Raw genomic sequence first — 25003 nt, 5'->3', positions numbered from 1 at the left:
GATGATGAAAATTAAAATGCTTAACCGCGAGACTATCGAGAAAATTGCCGCGGGCGAAGTGATCGTTCGTCCGGCCTCAGTCGTCAAGGAACTGATTGAAAACGCCATTGATGCGGGCAGCACGCGGGTGGCGATTATCGTGGAAAAGGGCGGCAAAAAGCGCATCCGCGTGGCGGATAACGGTACAGGGATTCACTATCACGAAATCCCGCTGGCCTTCACGCGCCATGCCACCAGCAAACTGTCCACCATTTCGGATTTAAACACGTTGGATACTCTTGGGTTTCGCGGGGAGGCACTGGCAAGCATCGCGGCGGTCAGCCGCGTTGTGATCAAAACCATTGCTTCCGACGAAGAGATGGGGAGCGAGACGCTGCTCGAGGGCGGACGCGTGGTGAATCAGCGGGTGATACCCTTTAACTGCGGGAGCGACATCGATGTGAGCGATTTGTTTTACAATGTGCCGGCCCGGCAAAAGCATATGCAGAAGGACAAAACCGAGGGGATGGCCATTCACGATCTGATGGAGTGTCTTGCGCTGTCCCACCCGGAGATTGCCTTTACCTATGCGGCGGACGGCCGGCGCGTGTTCAGCACGCCGGGAAGCGGCGAACTTTCGGATGTGATCGCCTGCTTGTACGGCCGCCGTTTTTTGAATAGCCTCCATCCTATCGAGGTGGCCAACGCGCCCATGCGGCTTACGGGCTATATCGGCAATCTGACGGCGATGCGCAGCAGCCGGGACCGTCAGCTTTTTTTCATGAACAATCGGATTTTCGAGAATAAAGCCCTGTCCCGTGCTTTTGAGACGGCCTATGAAGGCTATCTGATGCATCATAAACATCCGGTGGGCATCGTATTTATCGAGCTGCCGGGCAAGATGCTCGACGTCAACATGCATCCGGCGAAGACGGAAATAGGCATTCTCAATCAAAGCCTGGTGGATATTCTGTTTCGGCAGGGGATTCGCACAACGGTTTGCGCGATGGATTTAACGGTCGATCTCGGCAAAGCCTTAGATGATGAGCCGGCTGTCGCGAAATCCATGCCAACCGAAGAAGCGCAGGCCTTTGAAGAAGCGCCCGGCGAGCAAATGCAGATCAAAGAACAGACGCCATTTTTTGACAGGTCCGAAAAGACGTCTGCGCCGCATCCGGCGCCGACAACACTTCGCGCAGCTTCGTCATTTGAAACGCCGGTACAGAAATCGCAGTCTCCGCGGCAAGCGGCATCCGTTAAATCGCCGAATGTATCGCCGGAAGCGGCGGCGACGGTGCACGAATCCTTGCAGAATTACGAAGCGGCCAAAGCCGGACGCCCCCATCTGGATTTAAGCGATGTCGTGGTCATCGGGCAATTATTTAAGACCTTCGTGATCCTCGAGAAGGGACGGGAGGTTATCTTGATCGACCAGCATGCAGCTCACGAAGCGTTCATGTTTGAGCAGTACCGCAAACAATTTTTGACGGATGCCGCGGCAGATGCCCAGACGCTGATGGTGCCGGAACCGGTGGATATCTCGGCAAAACTCATGGCGTGTTTTGAAGAACTTAAGCCCGCGCTTTTGCGCAAGGGCTATGATTGTGATGTTTTTGGCGCCACGACTTTGATGGTGCGGTCGGTGCCGCTGATTTTAGGCGAGCCCCAGCCGACGGCGCTGGTGCCCCTCTGGATGGAGGCACTGCTTACCGGGGATCGGGAGCTGCGGGAAAGACACTGGCTTAAGGTAGCGACGATGGCCTGCAAGGCAGCGGTGAAGGGCAACCAAGATTTAACGTCGGAAGAAATTCAGATGCTCATCGACGGTCTCATGCGTCTTGAAAATCCCTATACCTGTCCTCATGGACGGCCGATTATTTTGCATCTGAGTCAGTACGAGCTCGAAAAATTATTTAAGCGGGTGGTATCATGACAAAACCGAAAATCGCGGTGATTGTTGGGGCGACGGCGTCTGGTAAAACCGGTGCGGGCATCACCCTGGCGGGGCGGCTGAACGGAGAAATCATTTCGGCGGATTCAATGCAGATTTACCGTAAGATGGCCATCGGCACCGCGAAGCCGACGCCGGCCGAACGGGCGGCGGTGCCCCATCATTTGGTGGACTTCGTATCGCCAGATACGGCTTATTCCGTCGCGGCGTTTAAAACCGATGCCCAGACGGCGATCGAAGCGATTTTGTCCCGGGAGCGAGTGCCGGTTGTCGTCGGCGGCACCGGGCTTTATATCAATGCGCTGACATTGCCATGGGACTTTGCTGAGCCGACCGGCGATCCGGCGGTGCGCGAAGCGCTTGAGGCGCGGTACGATACCGAGGGAGCCGAAGCGCTTCATCGGGAGCTTGAAACCTTGGATCCGGCGGCGGCCGAAAAGATTCATCCCCATAATAAAAAACGCATCGTTCGGGCGCTGGAAGTTTACCAGGTGACGGGCGAAACCAAAAGCGCATGGGAAGCCCGGGCCAGACAAATTGAATTGCCGTACGATTTTGTGATGATGGGCATCGGCATGTCACGTTCCGAGCTTTACGCGCGCATTGACCATCGGGTGGACCGGATGATGGCCGGCGGCCTGCTTGACGAAGTGTCGGCGCTGCTTGATGCCGGTTACGGGCCGGATCTTTTGTCGATGCAGGCCATCGGTTACAAGGAGCTCATCCCGGCGGTGCGCGGCGAGCAGCCGTTGACGGAATGCGTGCGCATTTTGAAGCGGGATACCCGGCATTTCGCGAAGCGCCAGCTCACTTGGTTCCGCCGGGATCCGCGCATCCGCTGGTACGATCCGGCGGATTATGCGTCGTCAGAAGCGATGGCAGCCGCGATGCAAGCGCAGTACAATACATTCAGCCCGCCGACAGCGACAGGGACTATTAATCAAACGTTTGGAAAGGAATAATAATTCGTTGGAAATAAAAACGTATTTATCTGAGAATTTTGGTATTTCGCCGCAGGTCATCGATTTCGTCAGTGAGGTTGAAGCCGGGATTGACGATCAGCTGCAGGCCAGGGATGAAATGGCCGCGCTGCACCAGTATCGGGTGATCCGTGCGATGCAGAACGCGCATTTAAGCGATCGGCATTTTTATCCGTCGACCGGCTATGGCTACGATGATGAAGGCCGGGAAGCCACAGAAAAAATTTTTGCGGACGTGTTCGGCGCAGAAGCAGCGCTGGTGCGCCCGCATATTTCTTCCGGGACCCACGCCATTGCGCTCTGCCTTTATGGCGTGTTGCGCCCGGGGGACGAGCTCTTGTCGGTCAGCGGCGATCCCTATGACACCATCCGCACCTTCATTGGGGTCCACGGCGAAGAAAGCGGCGCCGGCACCCTGGCGGACTTTGGCGTGCGTTACCATCAAATCGAACTGACAAACGGCGGAACCTTTGATACGGCGGCCATCATGGCGGCTATCACCGACCGCACCAAGATGGTTTATATTCAACGGTCTACCGGATACAGCTGGCGCAAGGCCGTTACGCTGGATGCCATTGCGGCAATTTGCAAAGAAATTAAAACGCAATGTCCGGAGGTGATTATCTTCGTCGATAATTGCTACGGCGAATTTTTGGATGCGCAGGAGCCGGTGGCGGTCGGCGCGGATTTAATGGCCGGGTCGCTGATTAAAAACCCGGGCGGAGGTCTCGCGCCCACCGGTGGCTATGTGGCCGGCCGGGCGGATCTGGTTGCCCTTTGTGCCAACCGGTTGACAACACCCGGTATCGGCGGGGAAACCGGTGCGACGCTGGGTATCACCCGAACGTTTCTCCAGGGGTTCTTTCAAGCGCCGATGGTCGTTTCCCAGGCGATGAAAACGGCCGTTCTGGTTGGTGCGGTGTATCGTGCGCTGGGATTTGATGTCTGCCCGGCGGTGGATGACTACCGTTCGGATATTATTCAAAGCGTGAAGCTTAGCGATCCGGAAGCGGTGAAAACTTTTTGCCGCGCGGTGCAGGAAGCCGCACCGGTGGATGCCTTTGTGATGCCAGAGCCCTGGGATATGCCGGGATACGACGTGCCGGTGATCATGGCGGCGGGAGCGTTTATCCAAGGATCCTCTATCGAGCTCTCAGCCGACGCACCGATGCGCGAACCCTATATCGTTTATTTTCAGGGCGGGCTGACCCACGATCACGGCAAACTCGGTTTGCTGCTTAGCCTGCAACGGCTGATCGATTCAGGATTTATCACCTTGGAGGCAGGCCATGACCAATGAACCATTAGCACGGATTAACGCGCTGGCCAGGAAGCAACGCTCGCCTGAAGGGCTGACGCCGGAGGAAAAGGCAGAACAGACGGCGCTGCGCGAGGTGTATATCGCCGGGTTTCGCCGAAATTTAAAAGCACAGCTCGATAATATTGTGTTCGTGGATCCCAAACCAGAATCTGAATATACGCCGAAAGAGCGGGCGCATGTGGATGAACTATCGGCCAAGCTGCGCCGCGAATATGAGGCAAAGCAACAGCATTGAATCTTTGAAAAAATTTATAAAACAAAGGTAGGTGACTATGATGAAACAACAGGAAATTACGGCGGAAGGCCGCCCCAACAAACCGGAAGGAGAAGCCGGCGCGCAAATGCTCGCCCGGATGAACGACAGCCATGGCCCGCTTACCCGGTGGGCGCTGAGCCATTTGACTTTTAAAGCGGATGACTGCGTGCTGGACGTGGGGTGCGGCGGCGGTGCCTGTCTGCATCGCATGGCGGAGCAAGTGACGAGCGGCCATCTGACCGGCGTGGATTACTCTGAGGTATCGGTGGCGGAAGCCAGTGTCTATAATCAGGAAGCGGTGGACGCAGGCCGGATGGACATCGTGGCAGGCTCTGTTTCTGCGCTGCCCTTTGGGGACGATCAATTCGATAAAATCGTGACGGTTGAGAGCTATTATTTTTGGCCGGCACTGGAAACGGACGTGCAGGAAGTGTGCCGTGTGCTTAAGCCTGGCGGGCATTTTCTGCTCGTGGCAGAGATTTATGACCATCCGGGGCTGCCCCAGCCGGTGCTTGACAATATCGCCGAATATCAAATGCGCAACCTGAGCCTCGACGGTTTTGTCGATTTGTTCAAAAATGCGGGATTTGCGGATCTTTCGATCCATATTGAGCCTGAGCATCAATGGGTCTGTGCGGAAGGCGTTAAATAAAAGTCGGTCCGATTGCAATAAATATAAAACGCGAAAAGACAGAGAGGAGTTTACGATGTCTGACGAAAAAACAGTCTATGAAAATTTAAGCGCTGATTTTAAATGGGCGTGGCAGAATCTCGAGGACGGGGAAGACAAGGCCGTCGCGGAATACGGCGAAGGTTATAAGGACTTTCTCGACCGCTCGAAAACGGAACGACTTTGCGCCAAGTCGGCGGTAGCCCTGGCCAAAGCCCGCGGATTTAAGCCGCTGGCCGATTATCAGGCGGCGGGGAAACTGTCCGCGGGGGATAAAGTGTATATGCTGCACCGCAATAAATCCGTGATGCTCTTTGTGATGGGGAGGGCGCCCTTGGCCGAGGGCATACTCATCGTCGGGGCGCATCTCGACTGCCCGCGGCTCGACCTGAAGCCGATGCCGCTCTACGAAGACAGCCATCTGGCGTTCTTCAAAACTCATTATTATGGCGGCATCAAAAAGTACCAGTGGCTGACTATTCCGCTGGCGCTTTACGGCACGGTGGTGAAAAAAGACGGCGCGGTAGTTGATATTGCCATCGGAGACGGCAAAGACGATCCGGTTTTCTGCATCACCGATTTGCTACCCCATCTTTCCCAGAAGCAGACTCAGAAAAAGGTGGCCGAAGCCTTTGAAGGAGAACAGCTTAACCCGTTAATCGCCTCGACACCGTTGGCGGACGAAGAAGACGGCAAAGCGGTGAAGGCAACGGTACTGCAGCTGCTTAACCGGCAATACGGCCTGACAGAAGACGATTTTGCCAGTGCCGAGCTTGAAATCGTTCCGGCGGGTAAAGCCAGAGATATGGGACTCGATCGATCCATGGTGCTCTCTTTCGGTCAAGACGATCGGGTCTGTGCTTACGCGGCGGTTCGCGGCATTTTGGATGCGGCAGATGCACCGGGAAAAACCCGGGCCGTGATTTTGGCCGACAAAGAAGAAATCGGCAGCTACGGCAATACGGGGATGCAGTCTCGCTTTTTTGAAAATCAAGTGGCAGAACTGATCGCACTTCAGGGGAGTGGCGATGCTCCTTTAGCGATTCGCCGCTGCCTGTCCCATTCCTATTGTCTGTCGGCGGACGTTACGGCGGCCTTTGATCCTAATTTTGCCGGCACTCATGACATGACCAACGCCTCCTTTGCCGGTAAAGGTGTGACCCTTAAGAAATACGGCGGGGCCAGAGGTAAATCTGGCGGGTCCGACGCCAATCCGGAATTTCTCGGACAGCTGCGCCGCTGCTTCGACGATGCCGGTGTGACCTGGCAACTTGGCGAAATGGGTAAGATTGATCTCGGCGGCGGAGGCACCATCGCTTATATGCTCGCCAATTACGACATCGAGGTGGTGGACTGCGGAACGCCGATTCTTTCGATGCACGCCCCCTTTGAACAATGCGCCAAGGTGGATGCTTATATGACCTATAAAGCTTATCGCGCCTTCTTTGATTACACTTGGGCATAAAAAATAATTGATCAATCAGATCGGTAAACGAAAAAAAGTGACGTCTTTTGACGTCACTTTTTTATGTTTGTCGCTTAAGCGATAAAAACTCCCAGTTCAACTGGGGGTCGGCAAAAATGCTTTAGTATAGGTAATTAATCTCCTATGATACGCTAAATGTGGCTTGCCAACCACAAAAACGAACATAGGAGGTTATGTCATGAAAAATGACATGCAAAGTTTATCTCATAGGAAGTGGCGGCGCAAGTATTACATTGTATTCGCACCGAAGTATTGAAGACAAATAATCTGAGGAAAATACTTAGAGAGTTAAGTCGGAGGGAAGGGGGAAATATCATTGAGTCGGAATGCTGTCCTGATCATATCCATATGCTTGTTGAGATCCCGCCTCATTTTAGCGTATCGTCATTTATGGGATATCTGAAGAGCTATGATATTTGACAGACACGCAAACCTGAAATATAAATATGGGAATAGACCTTTCTGGTGTAGAGGATATTATGTTGATACAGTAGGAAAATATGAAACGACAATCAAAAACCAGATCAGGAATCAGTTGCAGGATGATATAGCGAATGATCAATTGAGTATGAAAGAGTTTATTGGCCCGTTCACGGGTGAGCCTGTGAAGAAGGGCAAAATGGAAAGCCCCGAATAGGGGGCCACCAGTAAATACAATGTGATTGTCAGGCTGATCCGATGCCCCATGAGGGGCTGCCACAAGAGGCAGATCCTTATAGGGTCTGATCAAACCATGTGTTCAACGCATGGTTATGATTATAAATAATATAGTGAATATTTTTCGGCGGCTGTATGCAAAATAAAGGTTGTGATGGACTAACCAATAAAGAAAGTGTTAAACTTGAGACAATCAATTTAAAAGGAGAGGTGTTTGACTTGCAAAGTACGGAAATTCGTTCCTTTAGAGGAGGAATTCATCCGCCTTACAATAAGGAAGGAACACAGCACGTTGCGGTTAGACAGGCCAAAGAGCCTGCGACTGTAACGATTCCCATGTCTTTACACATTGGTGCACCATGCAGACCGATTGTTAAAAAAGGGGATACCGTCGCCGTGGGGCAAAAAATTGGCGAGGCGACAGGATTCGTTTCGGCTCCGGTTCATGCCAGTGTATCTGGAACCGTTAAGGCGGTGGAAGAGCGGCCCCATCCAGGCGGCAACAATGTGCTGTCGGTGGTGATCGAATCAGACGGCAAAGATACCGTGGATCCTGCCATTAAACCTTATGGCGATTATCAGCAGTATTCATCATCTGAAATCATTAATATTATCAAAGAAGCCGGCATCGTGGGTCTGGGGGGAGCGACCTTTCCGACCCATGTCAAGTTGACGGTCTCCCCGGATAAACATGTGGACAGCGTGATTTTAAACGGGGCCGAATGCGAGCCCTATCTGACAGCTGATGATCATTTGATGCAGGATCGGCCGGAAAAAGTGATTGCCGGTCTGCATATCGCCATGCGCGCCTTGGATGTGTCTAAAGGTTATATTGCCATTGAAGACAACAAACCGGATGCGATCAACGCGATTGTCAAAGTCTGTGAAGGCGATGATGCCGTCGAGGTGATCCGGTTGAAAACCAAATACCCTCAGGGGGCAGAAAAACAATTGATCACGGCGGTGACCGGGCGGGAAGTGCCTTCCGACGGGTTGCCGGCCGATGCCGGCGTTGTCGTAATGAATGTCGGGACGGCGGCTCAGGTAGCGACAACTTTTGAAACGGGGATGCCTCTTTATAAACGCTATGTGACCTGTACCGGCGATGTGGTGAAAAATCCGGCGACTCTCGAAGTGCTGGTGGGAATGTCCTATCAGGAAGTCATCGATGAATGCGGCGGCTTTGCCCAGGCGCCGGCCAAGGTGATTTCCGGGGGACCGATGATGGGCGTCGCCATGCTGCGTACCGATATCCCGGTGATGAAGGGGACTTCCGGTGTGCTTTGTCTTTCCAAGGAGGCGGCTTTTATCCCGGAACCGGCAGCCTGTATTCGCTGCGGGCGCTGCGCATCGGTGTGTCCGATTCATCTTCAGCCGTTTTTGCTGTCCGATTACTCCCAGCACAAGCGCTGGGAAGACTGCGACGAACTGCACGTACTCGACTGCATTGAATGCGGAAGTTGTTCCTTTATTTGTCCGGCCAAACGGACCCTGGTTTCTTCGATTCGCGTCGGGAAACGCCAGGTTCAGGCCGAAAGAAAGAAAAAGGCGGTGAAAAAGAATGGATAATGAAAACTTGTTATTAACCGTATCGTCTTCACCGCATATTCGCGCGAAGGATACGACCGCGAGTATTATGCGCAATGTGTGTTTGGCATTGCTGCCGGCGCTCGTCGTCGCAGCCTATGTCTTTGGCTATATGGCGGCGCTGATTGTGGCCATTTGCGTGGTCACCTGCGTGCTCACCGAGCTCGTCGTTGAAAAGATCATGAAGCGGCCGGTCACCATTAACGACTGGTCCGCAGTGGTCACCGGGGTGCTCCTCGGGTTTAACATGCCGATCACAGCGCCGTGGTGGATGTGCGTAATCGGGTCCGTTTTTGCCATTTTGATTGTCAAGCAGCTTTTTGGCGGCTTGGGGCGCAATTTTGTGAACCCGGCGCTGGCGGCCAGAGCTTTCCTGCTTGCCTCTTGGCCGACCCATATGACCGGGACCGCGTTCATTCCACCGACTGATACCGTGACGCAGGCGACTCCCCTTGGTATTTTAAAGGAAGGCAGTCATTTGAGCCAGCTGCCCAGCAACCTCGATATGTTCTTGGGGATTCACGGTGTTTATGGATCCATCGGCGAAATTTCTGCGCTCGCACTGCTTGTCGGCGGGATTTATCTGCTCATCCGTGGGATCATCAACTGGCGGATCCCGGCAACCTATATGGCGACTATTGCCGTGCTTTCACTCATTTTCGGGAAGGATCCGATCTTTATGCTCTGCTCCGGCGGGGTTTTTCTCGGGGCGTTCTTCATGGCGACGGATTATGTGACCTCGCCGACGACGGTCAAGGGGCAATTTATTTATGCTTTTGGCTGCGGCTTGATGACCATGATGATCCGGCTGTACGGTGGTTACCCGGAAGGAGTTTCCTATTCCATTCTGCTCATGAATGTAGCGTCGCCGCTGATTGAACGCTATACGAGACCGCGGATCTACGGGACCGAAAAGAAATCGTCAAAAGCCGTGGAAGGTGGTGCTTCTAATGCCTGAAAAATCAGCTAAGAAAAAAATTGATTTCGATTATAAACACATCGCTCACGTTGCGTTGATGCTTTTTATTATTTCTGTCGTAGCAGCAGCTCTTTTGGGTTATACCAATTCGATTACGAAGACTAAGATTGCCCAACAGGAAAAAGAAACCAACGTGGAAGCCAGACAAAAAGTTCTAACTGAGGCCGATACGTTTAGGCAAATTAAAAACGCGAAAGCGGTGGCCAAAAAGGTAGACCGTACTAATGCATCTATCGTGATGGAAGCCTATGCCGGTTATAAAAAAGATAAATTGGTGGGCTATACGGTCAAAACCAATCCCCAGGGCTACGGCGGTGAAGTTGAAATCCTGACCGGGGTTGACACTAAGGGAAAAACCACTGGCATCACAGTTGTTTCCAATTCCGAAACAGCGGGATTGGGTGCGAGATGTGTGGAACCGGGCTTTCAAAAGCAATTTAAAGGATTGGACACAGCCAAGCCGTTAACCGTTGTTAAAAACGGCAATCCTTCGGGCAATGGCAAAATCGAAGCAATTGCCGGGGCGACTATTACTTCCCGAGCCGTGACCCGGGGAGTGAATATCTCGATGAAGGTTTGCAAGGCTTTAGCAGGAGGTGCCAAATAATGGGAAGATTCAGACATTTTACCAATGGGATATTCAATGAAAATCCAACCTTTAGATTGGTGCTGGGCTGCTGCCCGACACTGGCCATTACCACGGCAGCGATGAACGGGATTGCCATGGGCCTTGCGACAACTTTTGTTTTGTTGGGCTCCAACATGGTTATCTCGGCATTGCGGAAGATTATTCCGGACAATGTGCGCATTCCAGCGTTCGTTGTGATCATTGCATCTTTCGTGACGATTGTCGATATGGTGATGCATGCTTATATGCCGGCGATGTATAAAACCCTCGGGATTTATATTCCACTGATCGTTGTCAATTGCATTATCATGGGGCGCGCTGAAGGTTTTGCCTATACCAATAACGTGCTGGATTCGGCATTGGATGGCCTCGGTATGGGCGTCGGTTTTACCCTGGCGCTGACCTTGATTGCCGGCGTGCGCGAATTAATCGGTGCCGGCAGCATTTTTGGCATCGCCGTGATGGGCGCATCCTATGAACCGGCATTGATGTTCATCCTGCCGCCAGGCGCTTTCCTGACATTTGGCTCCCTAATGGCCATCATTAACCAGGTTGGGATTTCAAGAAAACGGAATAAAGCGGCTGTCCAAGCCGACACCGCGAAGGGGGCTGAATAATTATGCGTATTTTAACCATATTGATTGCCGGTATCTTCGTCAATAACTTTATTCTTTCCAAATTTTTGGGGATTTGTCCTTTTTTGGGGGTTTCCAAAAAAGTCGACACATCCATCGGTATGGGTGTGGCCGTCACCTTCGTGATGACGCTGGCCTCGGCCATCACCTGGATTGTTCAATACGAAATTTTGAATAAACTGGGGCTTGCATACCTTCAGACGATCGCTTTTATTCTGGTTATCGCGGCACTGGTCCAATTTGTCGAAATGTTCATTAAGAAATCCAGTCCGTCGCTGTATCAGGCGCTGGGGGTTTACCTGCCGCTGATTACGACCAACTGCGCCGTACTCGGGGTGTGCACACTGAATATTCAGAATACCTATAATTTTATCGAAGCGACAGTGAATGGCGCAGCCGGAGCTCTCGGGTTCACGCTGTCCATCGTGTTGATGGCGGCCATCCGCGAGCGCTCGGAGTTGGCCGATATGCCGGAGGCTCTTCAGGGATTTCCCATCGCCCTGATTACCGCCAGTCTGATGGCCATCTCATTCTTGGGCTTTTCGGGAATGCTTTCATAGGATTGACGGGAGGTAAAACAAGTGGCAAATCAAATTATGATCCCAGTGATTGTGCTGGGGATTATGGGATTGATTTTTGGCGTGATCCTTGCGGTTGCGGCTAAAGCGTTTGAAGTGAAAGAAGACGAACGCATCCCGCTCGTGCGTGCGGCATTGCCCGGCGCGAACTGCGGGGGCTGCGGTTATCCGGGATGTGATGGTTGTGCTGCAGCGATCGTAGCCGGCGAAGCGGCAGTGAACGCCTGCCCGGTCGGAGGTGCTTCAGTAGCTGAAAAAATCGGCGACATTATGGGAGAGACGGCCGGCGAAGGGATGCCAGACGTGGCTCAGGTGCTTTGCGGCGGGAATTGCGATGTCGCGCCGCGCCGCAGCGATTATTACGGCTTGAAAGACTGCAACGAGGCGGTGGTGGCCAATGGCGGCCCGAAGGAATGCCGCTTCGGCTGTGTTGGACTGGGGTCTTGTGTTTCGGTTTGTGAATTTGACGCCTTGCACATGACGGATAAGCAGCTGCCAGAAGTCAACATTGATAATTGCGTGGCCTGCGGCAAGTGTGTGACCATTTGCCCGAAGCATGTGATGCGTCTGATCCCGAAGGATCAGATTGTCCACGTGGACTGTCAGTCCACAGAAAAGGGCAAGCTGGTGCGCCAGGGCTGTTCGGTCGGCTGTATTGCCTGCGGTCTCTGTGAAAAGAATTGCCCCTTCGACGCGATTCATGTCGAAGGCAATTTGGCCGTTATTGATTATAGCAAGTGCACGAATTGCGGCATTTGCGTTAAGAAATGTCCGACCCATGCGCTGGTGAAGGAAGGTCGAAAAGTTGCCCCGCGCAAGCGTCCGAAACCGGCGGCGAAGCCCGCCGCGGAACAGGCGCCGGCTCAGGCATAAATCAGAACAACCACCTATTAAAAGTCGTGAAGGTGAAGGCTTTCACGGCTTTCTTTTTTGTGATAAAATGTCCGTTATCAAAAATGACGCTTGGTGCAAAACGCATCGGCATTTAATACAGGAGAATCCGTTGAAAATTTGTTATTTGGATAATGCGGCGACAACCCGGGTCCATCCGCGGGTGGTTTCGCGAATGACGGCCAGCTTCAAAACCGACTATTTTAATCCCTCGGCCATGTATCAGCCGGGACTTGCGGCCCAAAAGACCGTCGCGCAGGCAAGGCAAACCATCGCAGATGTCATTGGCGCCAAACGCGGCGAAATGATCTTTACTTCCGGCGGTTCCGAAGGAGACAGTTTGCTCATCCGCGGAATCGTTGACAATGTCCGGCCGGCGGTTTTCAAACAGGCCAAAATTGTTACATCGGCGATTGAACATCCGGCAGTGCGCGATGTGTTTCGCGATTACGAACAGCGGGGTATGGAAGTTGTTTGGCTGCCGGTAAACGCCGAAGGCTTGGTCGATTTGGATGCGCTTGAAAAAGCAGTGGACGCGCGGACCATCCTCGTATCTGTGATCGGAGTTCATAACGAGCTGGGGGTGATTCAGCCGCTGGCGAAAATGGCGCGGATCATCAAAGCGAAAAATCCCGATTGTTTTTTTCATTCGGACTTTGTGCAGGGATTCATGAAGATGCCGATGGACGTGCGGCAGACAGCGGTGGACGGGCTGACGCTCTGCGCCCACAAGATCAACGGACCCAAGGGGATCGGTGCGGTTTATCTGAGGGAAGGCCGACGCATCCGCCCGATGATTTTGGGCGGCGGCCAAGAAAACGGGCTGCGCAGTGGCACGGAAAATGTGCAGGGGATTGTGGGCTTTGAGTCCGCCGTGAAAGTTTGGCAGGATCCGGCCGTGATGGCCCGCATCGGGGAGTATCAGCAATATGTCGCTCAAACCCTCACCGAGGCATTGGACGACGTGACCATTCTCGGGCCGGCGGCGACGGCCGATCGCTGTCCGGCCGTGATGAGCGCAGCGATTAAAAGGATCCGCGGCGAGGTTCTTTTGCACGCGGCGGAGGCCAAAGGGGTTTATATCTCTACTGGGTCCGCTTGTTCAACCCATAAAAAAGAAAAACACGGGGTGCAGAAGGCTATCGGCCTCGGCCGCGATGCTGCCGATGGGACCATTCGGATTTCCTTTTCGGCACTAACTAACTGGGAAGAAGTTAAAACCGGTACGGCCGTGATTGTGGCAGAAGTGCAGAAACTTCGGAAGTTGATGCGGCGGCGGTAAAAATTGAGGAGAAGGCATGCAGTTAACAGAAAATCAACCGAGAGAGCACGTGATTTTGGTGCGATACGGAGAGATTGCCCTGAAAGGGCTCAACCGACACACGTTTATCGATATGCTGGTTAAGAACATCCGAAACACCCTGGGGCATTTTGAAAGTGTTGACGTGAAAAAGGTGCAGGGACGCATTGTGGTGCACATCAGCGACGCGGAGCTTTCCGCCGGGATGGAAGCGGTGAGCCGGGTTTTCGGGGTGGTCTCACTCAGTCCGGCGACGGTGGTGCCCAGCGAGATGGCCGCCATCGAGCCGATGGTGCGGGAAGAAGCGGATAAAGCTCCCTTCAATAGCTTCAAGGTTTGTGTGAAGCGTTCGGACAAGCGCTTCCCGATGAAATCGCCGGACATCGCCAGGCATCTCGGCGGCGTGGTGCTCAAGCATTACAACGGTCAGGGCAAAAAAGTAAAGATGAAAGGTGCCGATCGGGAAATCTGGGTGGAAGTCCGGGAACAAACCTACGTTTATTCCGAATTTATCAAATGCCACGGCGGCTTGCCGGTGGGTTGCTCCGGCAAAGCGGCGCTGCTTCTATCCGGCGGGATTGATTCGCCGGTGGCCGGCTACATGATGGCCAAGCGCGGCATCCGCCCAATCGCCGTGTATTTTCACAGCTTTCCCTTCACCAGTGACCGCGCGAAAGAAAAAGTGATTGACCTGGCGAAGATTCTCACCCGATACACTGGGCGCATGAGTCTCTATGTGGTGCCTTTTACCGATATCCAAACCAAAATCGTTGAAGTCTGCCCGGAACGTCAAACGACGCTCATCATCCGACGCTTTATGATGCGCATTGCGGAAAAAATTGCTGAACAAAATGGTGCGCTTTCCCTGGTTACCGGAGAAAGCCTTGGCCAGGTGGCCAGCCAGACCCAGGAGGGCCTCGCGGCGACGAGCGACGTGGTGTCGATGCAGGTGCTGCGCCCGCTGATTGGAATGGATAAGCAGGAAATCGTGGAGATTGCCCAAGATATCGGCACCTTTGAAACGTCCATCTTGCCTTATGAAGATTGTTGCACCATCTTTGTCCCAAAGCATCCGGAAACGCGCCCGCAGCTGGATAAAATTCGGGCAGGAGAAGCGGCCATGATGGCTGAGGCCGAAGCGATGATTGCCGACGCGGTGACAAAAGCGGAAGTCGTTCGGCTCTAAAATTGTTGACCGATTTCATACTTTCTCGTATAATAAAACCAAAAAGTTGAGGCATCGCTATGGGACGCATCGCAGAAAAGAAAAAAGAATTGATATTGGAACGGGCCAAAAAGGTTTTTCTCGAAAAAGGATTTGCCAATGTGACGATGAAGGATATCATCGAGGCCTGCGGCATTAGCCGCGGCGGTCTGTACCTTTATTATTCTTCGACGCGAGAAATTTTTCTGACAATCTTTCGCCGAGATGCACAACTTACAGCCGATGCTGCCGATATTGCCATTTGGGAAGAACAAACGGCCACGGATATTCTTTTTGGTGTCTTTGATGTGTATAAAAAAACCATGCGCGGTGACGGGCCGACGATGGCCCACGCTATTTACGAGTTTTTTATGGAAAACCCGGATGAGCGCATTGTCAAACAGTGGCAGTTTGACGGACTGGTGGAAACCGTTCGTGAAGTGTTGATCTATGGCATTGCCCGCGGCGAATTCAACGAAATGGATACGGCAATCTGGTCCAAGCAGATTGCGCTGTTTTTAGAGGGGTTAACGCTGAATATGCCGCTCATTGGCATGAAAGAAGCGGAAATTGATCATCAGCTGGAATTATTAGTCTCGCCGATTATTAGCGCAGGAGCTCCCTTTTCGGCCTATCAACGGCCGGGGAACCTGTTCGATTAGTTTAAAGTTGATTTTGATTTAAAATATAGAAAAAATAAAGAGAAAACAAACCTCGGTTGCCTTTTGATATGTACCCTCTTTACTGGAGATGAAAATGTAGCAGTAAGGAGGGTGTTTTTATGCGATACAGTTATGAATTCAAGGGGAAATGTGTAGAAGTATATCGTCAGGGGAAATGGCCGGGCACCCCGGATAACATCAAGACAGAGAACTTTCATAATACTGTCCGCAAGCGGGCAAGATCTGGAAGATGCTAATGGTCCCAGTGTTTTAAAACACAAAAACCAAGACAAAGTTTGGACCGCAGAAGAAAAATACGAGCTTGTTTCAAAGGTACTCGCCGGGGCTTCTAATTAAAGCGATGGGAATGCTGAACCAGGGATATAAGGTGAACCATAAACGAACCCGGCGCCTCATGCACTGCATGGGGCTGGCAGGGAAACGTCCAAAGGAGAAATACCATTCATACAAAGAGAAGTCGGCAGGGTCGCTCCTAACGTGATCAAGCGTGATTTTAAGGCTTCCGCACCGTTCCAGAAATGGACCACAGACGCATCACAGTTCAATTTTTCCTGGGGTAAGTGCTGTCTTTCGCCCATACTTGATATGGGGACTGACTAATGAGATAATCTCCTGTGATCTGTCAGTAAGCCCGAACATGGAACAGATTAAGCGGATGCTGACAAGAGCATTTAGAAAATGTCCTTCCGTAAAGGGTCTAATTTTGCACAGTGACCAGGGATGGCAATATCAGCAGGCTTTCTGTCGTAACGAGCTGAAGAAATACGGTATTATCCAGTCTGTGTCAAGAAAAGGGAACTGCTATGATAACTGCATTATAGAGACATTCTTTGGCAGGCTTAAGAACGAAATGTATGATGGCTATGAAAAGGAATACCCATCGTTTGATTCCTTCTCCAAAGCAGGAAGGAGCTATATAAACTACTACAATAACGAACGGATCCAGAGCAAAACAAAATGGATGCCTCCTGTAAAATACAGGAGAACATCCATCTATTGCTAACCTAGGTTCCAATGATGTGTCCAGGATTTTGGGTACATATCAAATTCATCGGGATGTTTTTTTGTATGCAAATACGGGCGCGCTTTTATGGATTGGCCTTGTGAAGGGCGGTAAAGCGGGCGCGGACGCCTTGAATATCGCCACAATACATATTGCCTTCCGGGCAGGGGCCATTCAGACAAGACGGACCGGCGTTTTTGAACAGCGTAGGGGCGACTTTCTTCACCAGCAAAAGCATCTGAGTCGCGCATTCGCGGATTTCCCACTGGGCGCGGTTGCAGCAGCGATGGTTGAAAAAGTGAAGCAGTTCCCGGGCGTTCATCGTCATGACGATTTTGGTTTCACAGCCGTTGGGCAGCACATAACGCGCGTCTTCAATGGCTTTTTTTTCGGCCCTGCGGGCCGCCTCATCCTCGGAGAGCCCTTCGGCTAAAAAGGTTTTAAGATGTGCGGCTTTTAAGGTGTCGGTCAATTCGTCATAGGCAGCCTGGTCATCGGCCATGGCCGTAAGGTAGCGCGCCTTGGCGGCTGGGATCGCGGCGATTTCCGGCGGCATGATGTAATCAAATTGGCCCTCAGTCACGTAGCGCTGGGATTTTTGGCTGTAACTGGCCAGGCGGTGGCGCACCAGCTGATGGGTCAGGGAGCGGCTGACACCCTCGATGCCGAAGGTGAAGCTGACGTGCTCCACCGGGGACAGGTGCCCGTAGTTGGACAGTCGGTTTAAAAAGCCCTGGACTTTATCAGGTGTTTGGTTCGCCATAAGTTCGGGGATGCCGGAAGATGAATAACAAAGTTTAGCCGCTGCAGCGATGGCCTTTTCCGGGTCCGGGGTGTGGGTGAGCAGGCTGACTTTTAGAATGCTTTCCATATGAGTACCTCCTTAATGCGTTTGGTGCCAAACGCTGATCCACTCATTTTGAAGCGGGCGGCGTCTGGAACGCAAACCGCCGGTAAGTCAAATTATTATATCACAGCGACAAGAAAATCGTGCGTTTGCCGATCAATTTTAGCTATAATATCTTATAGAGAGGCAGGATGATATGAACAACAGCCAATTAAGACAATCGGTGATGCCTGAACATTGTAAGGATTATCACTTTGTAACCGGGGAAAAGCATAAATATCTGGGACGGTACTACACCTTGGTGGTGCAGCCGATTGGGGACGGCGGGGTCCAGCAGGTAGCGTTGCGCGGAGAATATCTTTATCTATCGACCAAGGAACCTGCCGACATCGCAGCCAGCGCCGGCATTTTGGACGCCTGGTATCAGAAACAGGCAGAGGCGGTCTTCACGCCGATCGTGGCGGAAGCGGTGGTGAAGGCCATTCCCTATAATCACAAGCGTTTGCCGCAATTGCGCATTTATCGGATGAATAATCAGTGGGGTGCCTGCAATCCGAAAACCGGCGTGTTGATTTTGAACCTCGAGCTCATCAAAGTGCCGGAGGCTTGCATCGCCTTTGTTGCTCAGCACGAGGTGCTGCATCTGAGTTTCCCCAGCCATAACAATGCATTTTTCTCAGCGCTTAAAACGTTGATGCCCAACTGGATGGAACGGGAAAAAACGCTGAGAACCCTTTATCCGATTTAAAGGACCGAAGACGAGCAGTCTGTTTCACGATTAAAGCAGACTGTTTTTTATGAGCAAAGCGAAAACCGTTATAACATGAAAGTGGGATTGATTGACAAGAAAGAGAAATCAAAATGGAAGCAGGATTTATTTATCAACAGCCATTGGCAGCGCCATTTTGTTTTTCGGGAATCTAATCTCCAACGGTCCGATTTTCAGCGCGCTGTGCAGCAGATTTTTCACCGGCGCCATTTGCTATCTGGTCCATTGCGATCTGACCAAGGTGGTTGTTTGCACTTTTATGGGCGGTTTCTCGACATTTGCCTCCGGCGGCAATTGGCAGATGCTTTTACTTTGCCTGATGCTCGGCAACTTTGTGGGGCTGGGGAGCGACTATCTCGGCCGTTGGGTATTCGGTCGGTTTTTTAAAGGCGTGGTGATAAAATCGACTGGACGATTTTAAAATTTTTGAACGTGAAATCAAAAGAAGAGTAAGCGCTGTTGATAGTTGATATTGGAAAATTTAACAAGAAAAAATTTTATCAAAGCTCTGAAAAGGGGCTTTTCAATTGCAATTATTTTTGTAGATCGCGGCAGAAATTTTTTTGTGACGCGATAGAGAATGCAGGCTCCTTTTTAACGAAAAGACAACTCAAATTAAAAATAATTTTATAAAAATAGTTGACAACAATTCATTTGGATGCTGATATAAAAAACATCAAAAGATAAACAACTCAATCTAACAGAGTCCTAAAAAACTTCTGTGAATTTTTCAGTCAATTTAAATTTTATTGATAAGGAGATACGAGATGAACATTCAAAAAGTTGTTGTCGCTGGCGGCGGCGTTCTTGGTAGTCAAATTGCGTTTCAATCTGCATACCGCGGTTTTGACGTGACCGTCTGGCTGCGCTCAGACGCATCCATCGAGCGTTCTCAGCCAAAGATTGATCGTCTGCATCAAATTTATCTGGCAGAACTGGCGGGAGCTAAAAATCAGATCGGCAACGGTCACGCCAGCTTTTCCCGAGGCCTGATTGCGGATCCGAAAAATCTGACATCCGATAAAATTGCCGAATTAGAGGCAGCAGCGGAAGCCGCCTACCGGAATTTGAAATTGACCACAGATCTTGCGGAAGCCGTTAAAGATGCCGATTTGATCATCGAAAGTATGGCGGAAAACCCGGAAGCAAAGCAAGACTTCTATAAAAAACTCTCGCCGCTGCTGGCTGACAAAACTATTGTGGCCACCAATTCCTCTTCGATGGTTCCCAGTCAATTCAGAGATTTTGTGAAGAAACCCCAGCGTTATCTGGCCATTCACTTTGCCAACAATATCTGGCGCAGCAACACGGCAGAAATTATGGGGCATGACGGAACCGATCAGGCTGCCTTTGATGCAGCGGTTGACTTTGCAGAGGCGATCAACATGGTGCCGCTAAAGGTGTTAAAAGAGCAGCCGGGATACATTTTGAATTCCATGCTGATTCCCTTCCTGAATGCCAGCGAGAGCTTGCTGGCCAATGGCGTGAGCGATCCTGAAACGATTGACTCGGCCTGGCGCTTGGGAACGGGCAGTCCCCTCGGACCTTTTCAGATTTTGGATATCATCGGCTTGACAACGGCCTACAACGTGATGATGAATTATCCGGATGCCTCGGATCCGCAGTCGACCCATGGGAAGATCGCAGCCATCCTTAAATCGTATATCGATGAAGGCAAGCTCGGCATTAATGCCGGCGAAGGCTTTTATCAGTATCGTCAATAAAATTATTACAAAATAACACCAATGCAAAGGATAAAAGATGAGTATTGTTGATGCAGTGAAAAAACGGCGTTCCGTTTATGATCTGAATAAAAAACTGCCGGTGCCGGAAGATCAGGTGATGAACCTGATTCGCGATTTGACCGAATTAGTTCCGGATGCTTTTAATTATGAAAAGTCAGCAGGTGGTCGTGGCGCTTGGCGATAAACAAGACGTCCTATGGGACACGATTGATGATACGCTTAACGGGCAAGGTTGCCAGAGAAAAGATCGATAGCTTTAAAGCCGATGCCGGCACTGTGCTTTATTTTTACGATGAAGTCGTCGTGAAAAAGTGCCGGGAAGATTTCCCGTTTTATGTCGCGAACTTTCCGATTTGGGCGCAGCAATCCAATGGGATGCTGCGGTTTTCGATCTGGGCAGGACTTCGCGAATTAGGCATCGGCGCCAATATGCAGCATTATGATCCGGGGATTGACGACGCCGTGAAAAAATCGTTCAATGTGCCGGGAAATTTCGTTTTGGTTGCCCAAATGCCCTTTGGCGGCATCGGCTCTGAACCGGATCCGAAAGAAAAAGAAGATATCGATAAGCGGGTTAAATTAGCGTAAGACCATTTCCCTCCCTTTAAAAATAAAATAACAATCAAACAAAAATGCCGGCTGGATTTCCAGCCGGCATTTTTTCTGGCGAACCATATTTCTGGCAGATCGTTAAACGCTTCGCCCATTGTGGGATGGGTGAAAATCATATCCCGCAGCGCGGTGTAGGGAAGACACGCATCCATCATCACCTTGATGGTGTTGGTAATCTCGTGGGATTCGGCGCAGAAAAGGTGGGCTCCGAGAATTTGATCGTCGTTCGTATCGGCGATCAGTTTGATCAGGCCGTCGGTTTTGCCCAGGACATTGGCCTTGGGAATAACAGCGGCCGGCAAGGTCATCACGCGAACGTGATGCCCTTTGGATCGGGCCTGCGCCTCGCTATCGCCGATGCGGGAGAAAGGCGGTTGCTTTCAGCGAGGCCCGGAATCGGCGGTACAACAGATTGGGATCCGGTGTTGATCACAATAGTCTCCCCGAAAATACGTTTTTCCCGGCCATCGGCAAAGTGTAGGGTGATCACATCTTCACCTTCAAAGGATGCCTGGGCGTGAATGATATCAGCACCGGCATCGGCTGCTTTGTCGTGGTTTTCTGACGCAGGGCGCGGATCAGTTGATCTTTATTGGTAATAGCCTTTTAATAAAAAGCCGTGGGATCCTGCTTGATGACAGAATGAGCACGGTTTTCAAGAAATTTCGTGGGAATACAGGCGACATCGATGCAGGTGCCGCCGTCGCGGTGATCATATTTCGCGATTAAAGCGACGGACTGACCGGCCGCTGCCGATTTGGCGGCTAAGGTTTTGCCGGCCTTGCCAAAACCAATCACAATAAGTTGATGTCTTTTCATAGAATCCCCCGGAAATAGCAATTAAAAGCATATTTAGAATGCTTTTAATATGAAATTTAAACAAAATATAGCACGCTGAAAAGCGTGCTGAAAGTTAAATTGAATTGGAAAATACAAGCGATTGGAGAAGGAGAAAGTTAAAGTGGATTTTATATCGCGGTTGCATTGTCGGCGAAATTAATCGCGTAAAGATAATCGAAGGGAACGGCGTCTTTTCCGTCGAACGTTATGGTGTGCTGAACGGGATCAATGGCGGCGAGCTTTCCGGTTTGTTATGCTGTTATTCTGCGATCGGGCAGATCTGCATCGGGAATAAAGTAGATAAGTTTTAATATCGGGGATTGCCTGTCGCTTAAAAGTGAACAAAGGTGCTGCAAATGGCGATTGATGCGCCAGAAGTCGGTTAGCGGCTGATAATCCCATAATTTTTCGCGATAGCTGCGCTCATCTAAATCGGCGATGCGCACGCCATCGCCATCCGGGGAAACATGCTTGGCCACGATATCCATCGCGATCTTTGCCAGATAAAGGTTGGTGCCGATACCGGCGGTGGCGGTGATGCCGGTGGTCTGCAGGATATTGCGGATGATGCGTATGGCCAGTTCACGAGCTGTTAAATCGTAAGTTTTTAAATATGGCGTTACGTCGATAAAAACCTCATCAATTGAATAAACGTGGGTATCCTCTGGCGCGATATACTGAAGATAAATGGCATAAATATCGGTGGAAACCTGAATATAATGGGTCATCTGAGGCGGTTCAATGATAAAGGGAATGACTTGGCCGGTGCGCCGTGAAAGATTTTCCAGCCGTTGGCGCATCTCGAAGAGACGGGGCGTCCGGGAATGCCGAGGGCCTTTAATGCCGGTGAAACAGCCAGACAAATTGTTTTGTCGGTGACTACCAATTTCGTTTTGAGCGGGTTAAGACCTCGGTCCATTCAGGCGACCGAGGCATAAAAGGATTTAAGATCAATGCAAAGATATTGTGGCTGTACAGTCATGGTACGTTATCTCCAAAATAAAGTTCTTTATATAGAAATATATTATTATAAAAAGTAATAAAAAGAAAGATAATTTCGGATTTTTAGTCCCATGCGAAACAGGAGAACCCAGTCGTGTGTCTGGAAGAACTGATGAAGCACTTAGAAGAAACCAAATAAATAAAATTGAAAAAGAATTAAAGAAAAAATCTTCGGGTATTTCAAAATGAAAAAATCGAAACTGCGGAGGGGAAAATAAGCAATAAAAATCCACCTTCAAAGTGGATCTTTAAAAATTATTTCATGTTGGAAAAGCGTTCCACTGCCTTGGCAAAACTGGCAATGGTTTTGTCCGCATCACCATGTTCGATGCCGTCGCGTACACAATGATGAAGATGCCCTTCCAAAACAACCTGACCGACCTTGTGTGTGGCAGATTTGACCGCGTTGATCTGGGAAAGGATGTCTTCGCAGGGGATGTCTTCGTCAATCATGCGGTCGATGGCCTGAACCTGACCGATAATTTTTTTTAAACGTCTGTGTAGATTTTTGGAGTCCATGCACTGTTTCATGTTATCACCACCATATCTCGTCAATGTTTTGAATTATTATATCATTTAGGGAAAAGGATGCAAGCACGGGGATTTAAGGCTTGGGATTAAAAGTTGTCGCGGTATTTGGCGCATGCTATAATAAATAATAAATTGGCTGAAAGGCTGAGAGGAAAAATGAAAATGCACATGACGATTCGGGAGATGGCAGCAGATGACAAGCCCAGAGAAAAAATGATGGCGCATGGCGCGAAGACCATGAGCAGCGCAGAGCTTATCGCCATCATCATCGGTTCAGGCGAGCGCCGAGTGACCGCGGTGGATCTGGCGCGGAAATTGCTCCATGCCTATGAGGACGATTTGAATCGTTTGTATCAGGCGTCGGTTTCAGAATTGTGCAACGATCAGGTACTCAAGGGCATTGGCGTGGCTAAGGCTTGTAAAATCAAAGCAGCTCTGGAATTAGGGCACCGCATTCAGCGCCGGCCTGATCATTTTCCCGTGGTTAAGAATCCGGACGATGTCGCCGCTTTTTTAAATGAGGTCATTTGGGACACCAGACGAGAACATTTTTTTGTTTTATTACTGGACACCAAGCATAAAATTTTTAAGGCCGAGGAAATCTCCGTCGGGACGCTCAATAGTTCTCTGGTGCATCCGCGGGAAGTTTTTTATCCGGCGATACGTCAAAGTGCCTCTGCGATTATTTTAGCGCACAATCACCCATCTGGGGATGTGACGCCGAGCGAGGAAGATCTGGCGCTAACAAATCGGTTAGTCCAGGTCGGCGAAATCATGGGCATTTCAATTCTTGATCATTTTATCGTTGGAGGTACGGCTTCTGCCGATTATTTTAGTTTTAAGCAAACCGATTATATGACATGAATAGTTTTAATTTTTTTGAAAATGAATTGATTTAACCGAGGCTTTGCCATAGAATTAAATATTGTGAACAATAAGGGAATTAATTACTATCATTACGAAAACCAATGTGAAGAAGTAATGCCGCTGCGCGTTTACCTGCAGAAAATTCAAGGATACTCTAGTCGCATTTTGCGCCGGATCATTCGAGACGGCCGACTAATGATCAATGGAAAAGACCGCTGGCTTGTGGATGATGTTCACCGCGGCGATACGATAGAAGTGATGCTTCCGAGGGAATCTGTCGATGTGCGGCCGGTTCGGGGGATCGTGGATATTATCTACGAGGATGATGAAATTCTGGCAGTGAATAAGGATGCCGGATTGGTCACCCATCCGACCAAAAGTCATCAGTTGGATACGCTGGGGAATTTAGTGGCCGGCTATTTTGAATCGACCGGGCAGTACGCAAAGGTGCGGTTTGTGACGCGTCTCGACTGTGATACCTCTGGGGTGATTGTGATTGCAAAGAACAAATATGTTCATCATTATTTGCAATCTCATCAGTTAATTCCAAAACCGGAGAAGCGCTATCTTGCCTTTGTTAATGGTTGCCCGGAGGAAACGGTCGGCACCATTGATTTGCCGATCGGGCGGGCAGAAGACGGTATTCGTCGCTGTGTCATGCCGGAGGGGAAACCATCAATCACGCATTACCGTGTGTTCGAGATCTTTCCCGAACAAAAGGCCTCGGCAATTGCACTGCGATTGGAGACAGGGAGAACCCATCAGATTCGGGTGCATCTGGCCACAATAGGTTGTCCGATTATTGGCGATTCGCTTTACAATATGACGGCGGACGGGACTTACGGCATTCGACGGACGGCTTTACATGCGCGATCGATTGCATTATCCCTTCAGAAAACAGGGCAGCATATTTTATATGCGCCTTTAAAATCAGATTTGGTTAACCTGCAGCACCAATTGCGAGGCAATTGTGAATATAAAGAAGAAATATAGAAGGATGAG

The 25003-nt window shown here is 50.6% G+C and carries 27 protein-coding genes and 3 pseudogenes; 25 read left to right on the top strand and 5 right to left on the bottom strand.

The window, feature by feature from the left end:
* The first annotated feature begins 4 nt into the window (after positions 1 to 4).
* The 18 genes and pseudogenes from mutL to V3C63_RS11765 all read left to right on the top strand — a co-directional run bounded on the left by mutL (position 5) and on the right by V3C63_RS11765 (position 16788).
* Complete coding sequence (mutL, locus tag V3C63_RS04630; RefSeq protein WP_329886637.1) at positions 5 to 1912, top strand: DNA mismatch repair endonuclease MutL; 1908 nt, start codon at positions 5 to 7, stop codon at positions 1910 to 1912.
* The gene (miaA, locus tag V3C63_RS04625) at positions 1909 to 2892 is read left to right on the top strand and encodes a tRNA (adenosine(37)-N6)-dimethylallyltransferase MiaA (RefSeq protein WP_329886636.1); all 984 of its coding nucleotides are present in this window, start codon (positions 1909 to 1911) and stop codon (positions 2890 to 2892) included. The genes mutL and miaA overlap by 4 nt, the downstream gene beginning before the upstream one ends.
* 7 nt (positions 2893 to 2899) lie before the next feature.
* Positions 2900 to 4210, top strand: coding sequence for a methionine gamma-lyase family protein (locus V3C63_RS04620; RefSeq protein ID WP_329886635.1), 1311 nt, complete (start codon positions 2900 to 2902; stop codon positions 4208 to 4210).
* Positions 4200 to 4466 (top strand): DUF896 domain-containing protein, encoded by a 267-nt coding sequence (locus tag V3C63_RS04615; protein ID WP_329886634.1) that lies wholly within the window; start codon positions 4200 to 4202, stop codon positions 4464 to 4466. Before V3C63_RS04620 ends, V3C63_RS04615 begins: the two co-directional genes overlap by 11 nt.
* 40 nt (positions 4467 to 4506) lie before the next feature.
* Positions 4507 to 5139: a class I SAM-dependent methyltransferase gene (locus V3C63_RS04610; protein WP_329886633.1), complete on the top strand. Its 633-nt coding sequence runs from the start codon at positions 4507 to 4509 to the stop codon at positions 5137 to 5139.
* 55 nt (positions 5140 to 5194) lie between these two features.
* Positions 5195 to 6622 (top strand): aminopeptidase, encoded by a 1428-nt coding sequence (locus tag V3C63_RS04605; RefSeq protein ID WP_329886632.1) that lies wholly within the window; start codon positions 5195 to 5197, stop codon positions 6620 to 6622.
* Positions 6623 to 6821: 199 nt separating this feature from the next.
* Positions 6822 to 7280: pseudogene (gene tnpA / locus V3C63_RS04600) on the top strand (IS200/IS605 family transposase).
* Positions 7281 to 7519: 239 nt separating this feature from the next.
* On the top strand, positions 7520 to 8869 hold the full coding sequence (gene rsxC / locus V3C63_RS04595; RefSeq protein ID WP_425355345.1) for an electron transport complex subunit RsxC: 1350 nt from the start codon (positions 7520 to 7522) through the stop codon (positions 8867 to 8869).
* Positions 8862 to 9845 carry an RnfABCDGE type electron transport complex subunit D gene (locus V3C63_RS04590; protein ID WP_329886630.1) on the top strand — a complete coding sequence of 328 codons (984 nt, stop codon included), beginning with the start codon at positions 8862 to 8864 and terminating at the stop codon, positions 9843 to 9845. The genes rsxC and V3C63_RS04590 overlap by 8 nt, the downstream gene beginning before the upstream one ends.
* The gene (locus V3C63_RS04585; protein ID WP_329886629.1) at positions 9838 to 10473 is read left to right on the top strand and encodes an RnfABCDGE type electron transport complex subunit G; all 636 of its coding nucleotides are present in this window, start codon (positions 9838 to 9840) and stop codon (positions 10471 to 10473) included. The genes V3C63_RS04590 and V3C63_RS04585 overlap by 8 nt, the downstream gene beginning before the upstream one ends.
* Positions 10473 to 11111: an electron transport complex subunit E gene (locus tag V3C63_RS04580; protein ID WP_329886628.1), complete on the top strand. Its 639-nt coding sequence runs from the start codon at positions 10473 to 10475 to the stop codon at positions 11109 to 11111. Before V3C63_RS04585 ends, V3C63_RS04580 begins: the two co-directional genes overlap by 1 nt.
* 2 nt (positions 11112 to 11113) lie before the next feature.
* Positions 11114 to 11689: an electron transport complex subunit RsxA gene (rsxA, locus tag V3C63_RS04575; protein WP_329886627.1), complete on the top strand. Its 576-nt coding sequence runs from the start codon at positions 11114 to 11116 to the stop codon at positions 11687 to 11689.
* A gap of 36 nt (positions 11690 to 11725) precedes the next feature.
* A complete protein-coding gene (locus tag V3C63_RS04570; protein ID WP_425355350.1) occupies positions 11726 to 12580 on the top strand; it encodes an RnfABCDGE type electron transport complex subunit B in 855 nt (284 codons plus the stop codon).
* 130 nt (positions 12581 to 12710) lie between these two features.
* Positions 12711 to 13880, top strand: a complete 1170-nt coding sequence (locus V3C63_RS04565; RefSeq protein ID WP_329886625.1) for a cysteine desulfurase family protein — start codon at positions 12711 to 12713, stop codon at positions 13878 to 13880.
* A 16-nt stretch (positions 13881 to 13896) separates the two neighbouring features.
* Complete coding sequence (gene thiI / locus V3C63_RS04560) at positions 13897 to 15084, top strand: tRNA uracil 4-sulfurtransferase ThiI (protein WP_329886624.1); 1188 nt, start codon at positions 13897 to 13899, stop codon at positions 15082 to 15084.
* Positions 15085 to 15143: 59 nt separating this feature from the next.
* The gene (locus tag V3C63_RS04555) at positions 15144 to 15764 is read left to right on the top strand and encodes a TetR/AcrR family transcriptional regulator (RefSeq protein WP_329886623.1); all 621 of its coding nucleotides are present in this window, start codon (positions 15144 to 15146) and stop codon (positions 15762 to 15764) included.
* Between the two features lie 361 nt (positions 15765 to 16125).
* Positions 16126 to 16266, top strand: a complete 141-nt coding sequence (locus V3C63_RS11910; protein WP_483434123.1) for an IS3 family transposase — start codon at positions 16126 to 16128, stop codon at positions 16264 to 16266.
* Between the two features lie 6 nt (positions 16267 to 16272).
* Positions 16273 to 16788 (top strand): IS3 family transposase, encoded by a 516-nt coding sequence (locus tag V3C63_RS11765; RefSeq protein WP_425355344.1) that lies wholly within the window; start codon positions 16273 to 16275, stop codon positions 16786 to 16788.
* Between the two features lie 85 nt (positions 16789 to 16873).
* On the opposite strand, the gene thyX is transcribed toward V3C63_RS11765, so the two are convergent.
* The gene (thyX, locus tag V3C63_RS04550) at positions 16874 to 17650 is read right to left on the bottom strand and encodes an FAD-dependent thymidylate synthase (RefSeq protein WP_425355349.1); all 777 of its coding nucleotides are present in this window, start codon (positions 17648 to 17650) and stop codon (positions 16874 to 16876) included.
* A 181-nt stretch (positions 17651 to 17831) separates the two neighbouring features.
* Between thyX and V3C63_RS04545 the strand changes: the two genes are divergently transcribed.
* The 5 genes from V3C63_RS04545 to V3C63_RS04530 all read left to right on the top strand — a co-directional run bounded on the left by V3C63_RS04545 (position 17832) and on the right by V3C63_RS04530 (position 20737).
* A complete protein-coding gene (locus tag V3C63_RS04545; protein WP_329886621.1) occupies positions 17832 to 18383 on the top strand; it encodes a M48 family metallopeptidase in 552 nt (183 codons plus the stop codon).
* Between the two features lie 91 nt (positions 18384 to 18474).
* The gene (locus V3C63_RS04540) at positions 18475 to 18825 is read left to right on the top strand and encodes a DUF1097 domain-containing protein (protein WP_329886620.1); all 351 of its coding nucleotides are present in this window, start codon (positions 18475 to 18477) and stop codon (positions 18823 to 18825) included.
* A gap of 346 nt (positions 18826 to 19171) precedes the next feature.
* Positions 19172 to 20128, top strand: a complete 957-nt coding sequence (locus tag V3C63_RS04535) for a 3-hydroxyacyl-CoA dehydrogenase (RefSeq protein ID WP_329886619.1) — start codon at positions 19172 to 19174, stop codon at positions 20126 to 20128.
* Positions 20129 to 20165: 37 nt separating this feature from the next.
* Complete coding sequence (locus tag V3C63_RS11760) at positions 20166 to 20333, top strand: nitroreductase family protein (RefSeq protein WP_425355343.1); 168 nt, start codon at positions 20166 to 20168, stop codon at positions 20331 to 20333.
* Positions 20324 to 20737, top strand: coding sequence for a nitroreductase family protein (locus V3C63_RS04530; RefSeq protein ID WP_425355342.1), 414 nt, complete (start codon positions 20324 to 20326; stop codon positions 20735 to 20737). Before V3C63_RS11760 ends, V3C63_RS04530 begins: the two co-directional genes overlap by 10 nt.
* A gap of 158 nt (positions 20738 to 20895) precedes the next feature.
* On the opposite strand, the pseudogene V3C63_RS04525 reads toward V3C63_RS04530, so the two are convergent.
* The 4 genes and pseudogenes from V3C63_RS04525 to V3C63_RS04510 all read right to left on the bottom strand — a co-directional run.
* Positions 20896 to 21120, bottom strand: a pseudogene (locus V3C63_RS04525) (pyridine nucleotide-disulfide oxidoreductase); the annotation flags it as partial.
* Positions 21121 to 21367: 247 nt separating this feature from the next.
* On the bottom strand, positions 21368 to 21580 hold the full coding sequence (locus V3C63_RS04520; RefSeq protein WP_329886618.1) for an FAD-dependent oxidoreductase: 213 nt from the start codon (positions 21578 to 21580) through the stop codon (positions 21368 to 21370).
* A 380-nt stretch (positions 21581 to 21960) separates the two neighbouring features.
* Positions 21961 to 22520, bottom strand: a pseudogene (locus tag V3C63_RS04515) (Y-family DNA polymerase); the annotation flags it as partial.
* Between the two features lie 338 nt (positions 22521 to 22858).
* Positions 22859 to 23134 carry a metal-sensing transcriptional repressor gene (locus tag V3C63_RS04510; protein WP_329886617.1) on the bottom strand — a complete coding sequence of 92 codons (276 nt, stop codon included), beginning with the start codon at positions 23132 to 23134 and terminating at the stop codon, positions 22859 to 22861.
* 156 nt (positions 23135 to 23290) lie between these two features.
* Here V3C63_RS04510 and radC point away from each other — a divergent pair, with 156 nt between their 5' ends.
* Together radC and V3C63_RS04500 are read left to right on the top strand one after the other, a co-directional pair.
* Positions 23291 to 23998, top strand: coding sequence for a RadC family protein (gene radC / locus V3C63_RS04505; protein WP_329886616.1), 708 nt, complete (start codon positions 23291 to 23293; stop codon positions 23996 to 23998).
* A gap of 63 nt (positions 23999 to 24061) precedes the next feature.
* Positions 24062 to 24994 (top strand): RluA family pseudouridine synthase, encoded by a 933-nt coding sequence (locus tag V3C63_RS04500; protein WP_329886615.1) that lies wholly within the window; start codon positions 24062 to 24064, stop codon positions 24992 to 24994.
* Positions 24995 to 25003 lie beyond the last annotated feature (9 nt).

Origin of the sequence: Pseudoramibacter faecis, from assembly GCF_036289405.1 — a bacterium.
In the GTDB taxonomy this organism is placed as follows: Bacteria; Bacillota; Clostridia; order Eubacteriales; family Eubacteriaceae; genus Pseudoramibacter; species Pseudoramibacter faecis.
The sequence above is the reverse complement of the archived record's forward strand: the minus strand, read 5'-3'. Positions and strand labels throughout refer to the sequence as shown.

Bases quoted from the DNA above. Each gene is read 5' to 3' on its own strand.
- V3C63_RS04545 (WP_329886621.1), top strand. From the start codon at position 17,832: ATGAACAACAGCCAATTAAGACAATCGGTGATGCCTGAACATTGTAAG.
- V3C63_RS04585 (WP_329886629.1), top strand. From the start codon at position 9,838: ATGCCTGAAAAATCAGCTAAGAAAAAAATTGATTTCGATTATAAACAC.
- V3C63_RS04570 (WP_425355350.1), top strand. From the start codon at position 11,726: ATGATCCCAGTGATTGTGCTGGGGATTATGGGATTGATTTTTGGCGTG.
- rsxA (WP_329886627.1), top strand. From the start codon at position 11,114: ATGCGTATTTTAACCATATTGATTGCCGGTATCTTCGTCAATAACTTT.
- V3C63_RS04535 (WP_329886619.1), top strand. From the start codon at position 19,172: ATGAACATTCAAAAAGTTGTTGTCGCTGGCGGCGGCGTTCTTGGTAGT.
- V3C63_RS04580 (WP_329886628.1), top strand. From the start codon at position 10,473: ATGGGAAGATTCAGACATTTTACCAATGGGATATTCAATGAAAATCCA.
- radC (WP_329886616.1), top strand. From the start codon at position 23,291: ATGAAAATGCACATGACGATTCGGGAGATGGCAGCAGATGACAAGCCC.
- V3C63_RS04520 (WP_329886618.1), bottom strand. From the start codon at position 21,580: ATGAAAAGACATCAACTTATTGTGATTGGTTTTGGCAAGGCCGGCAAA.
- V3C63_RS04610 (WP_329886633.1), top strand. From the start codon at position 4,507: ATGAAACAACAGGAAATTACGGCGGAAGGCCGCCCCAACAAACCGGAA.
- thiI (WP_329886624.1), top strand. From the start codon at position 13,897: ATGCAGTTAACAGAAAATCAACCGAGAGAGCACGTGATTTTGGTGCGA.
- V3C63_RS04615 (WP_329886634.1), top strand. From the start codon at position 4,200: ATGACCAATGAACCATTAGCACGGATTAACGCGCTGGCCAGGAAGCAA.
- V3C63_RS04605 (WP_329886632.1), top strand. From the start codon at position 5,195: ATGTCTGACGAAAAAACAGTCTATGAAAATTTAAGCGCTGATTTTAAA.
- mutL (WP_329886637.1), top strand. From the start codon at position 5: ATGAAAATTAAAATGCTTAACCGCGAGACTATCGAGAAAATTGCCGCG.
- V3C63_RS04555 (WP_329886623.1), top strand. From the start codon at position 15,144: ATGGGACGCATCGCAGAAAAGAAAAAAGAATTGATATTGGAACGGGCC.
- V3C63_RS04590 (WP_329886630.1), top strand. From the start codon at position 8,862: ATGGATAATGAAAACTTGTTATTAACCGTATCGTCTTCACCGCATATT.
- V3C63_RS11910 (WP_483434123.1), top strand. From the start codon at position 16,126: ATGGGAATGCTGAACCAGGGATATAAGGTGAACCATAAACGAACCCGG.
- V3C63_RS04510 (WP_329886617.1), bottom strand. From the start codon at position 23,134: ATGAAACAGTGCATGGACTCCAAAAATCTACACAGACGTTTAAAAAAA.
- V3C63_RS11760 (WP_425355343.1), top strand. From the start codon at position 20,166: ATGAGTATTGTTGATGCAGTGAAAAAACGGCGTTCCGTTTATGATCTG.
- miaA (WP_329886636.1), top strand. From the start codon at position 1,909: ATGACAAAACCGAAAATCGCGGTGATTGTTGGGGCGACGGCGTCTGGT.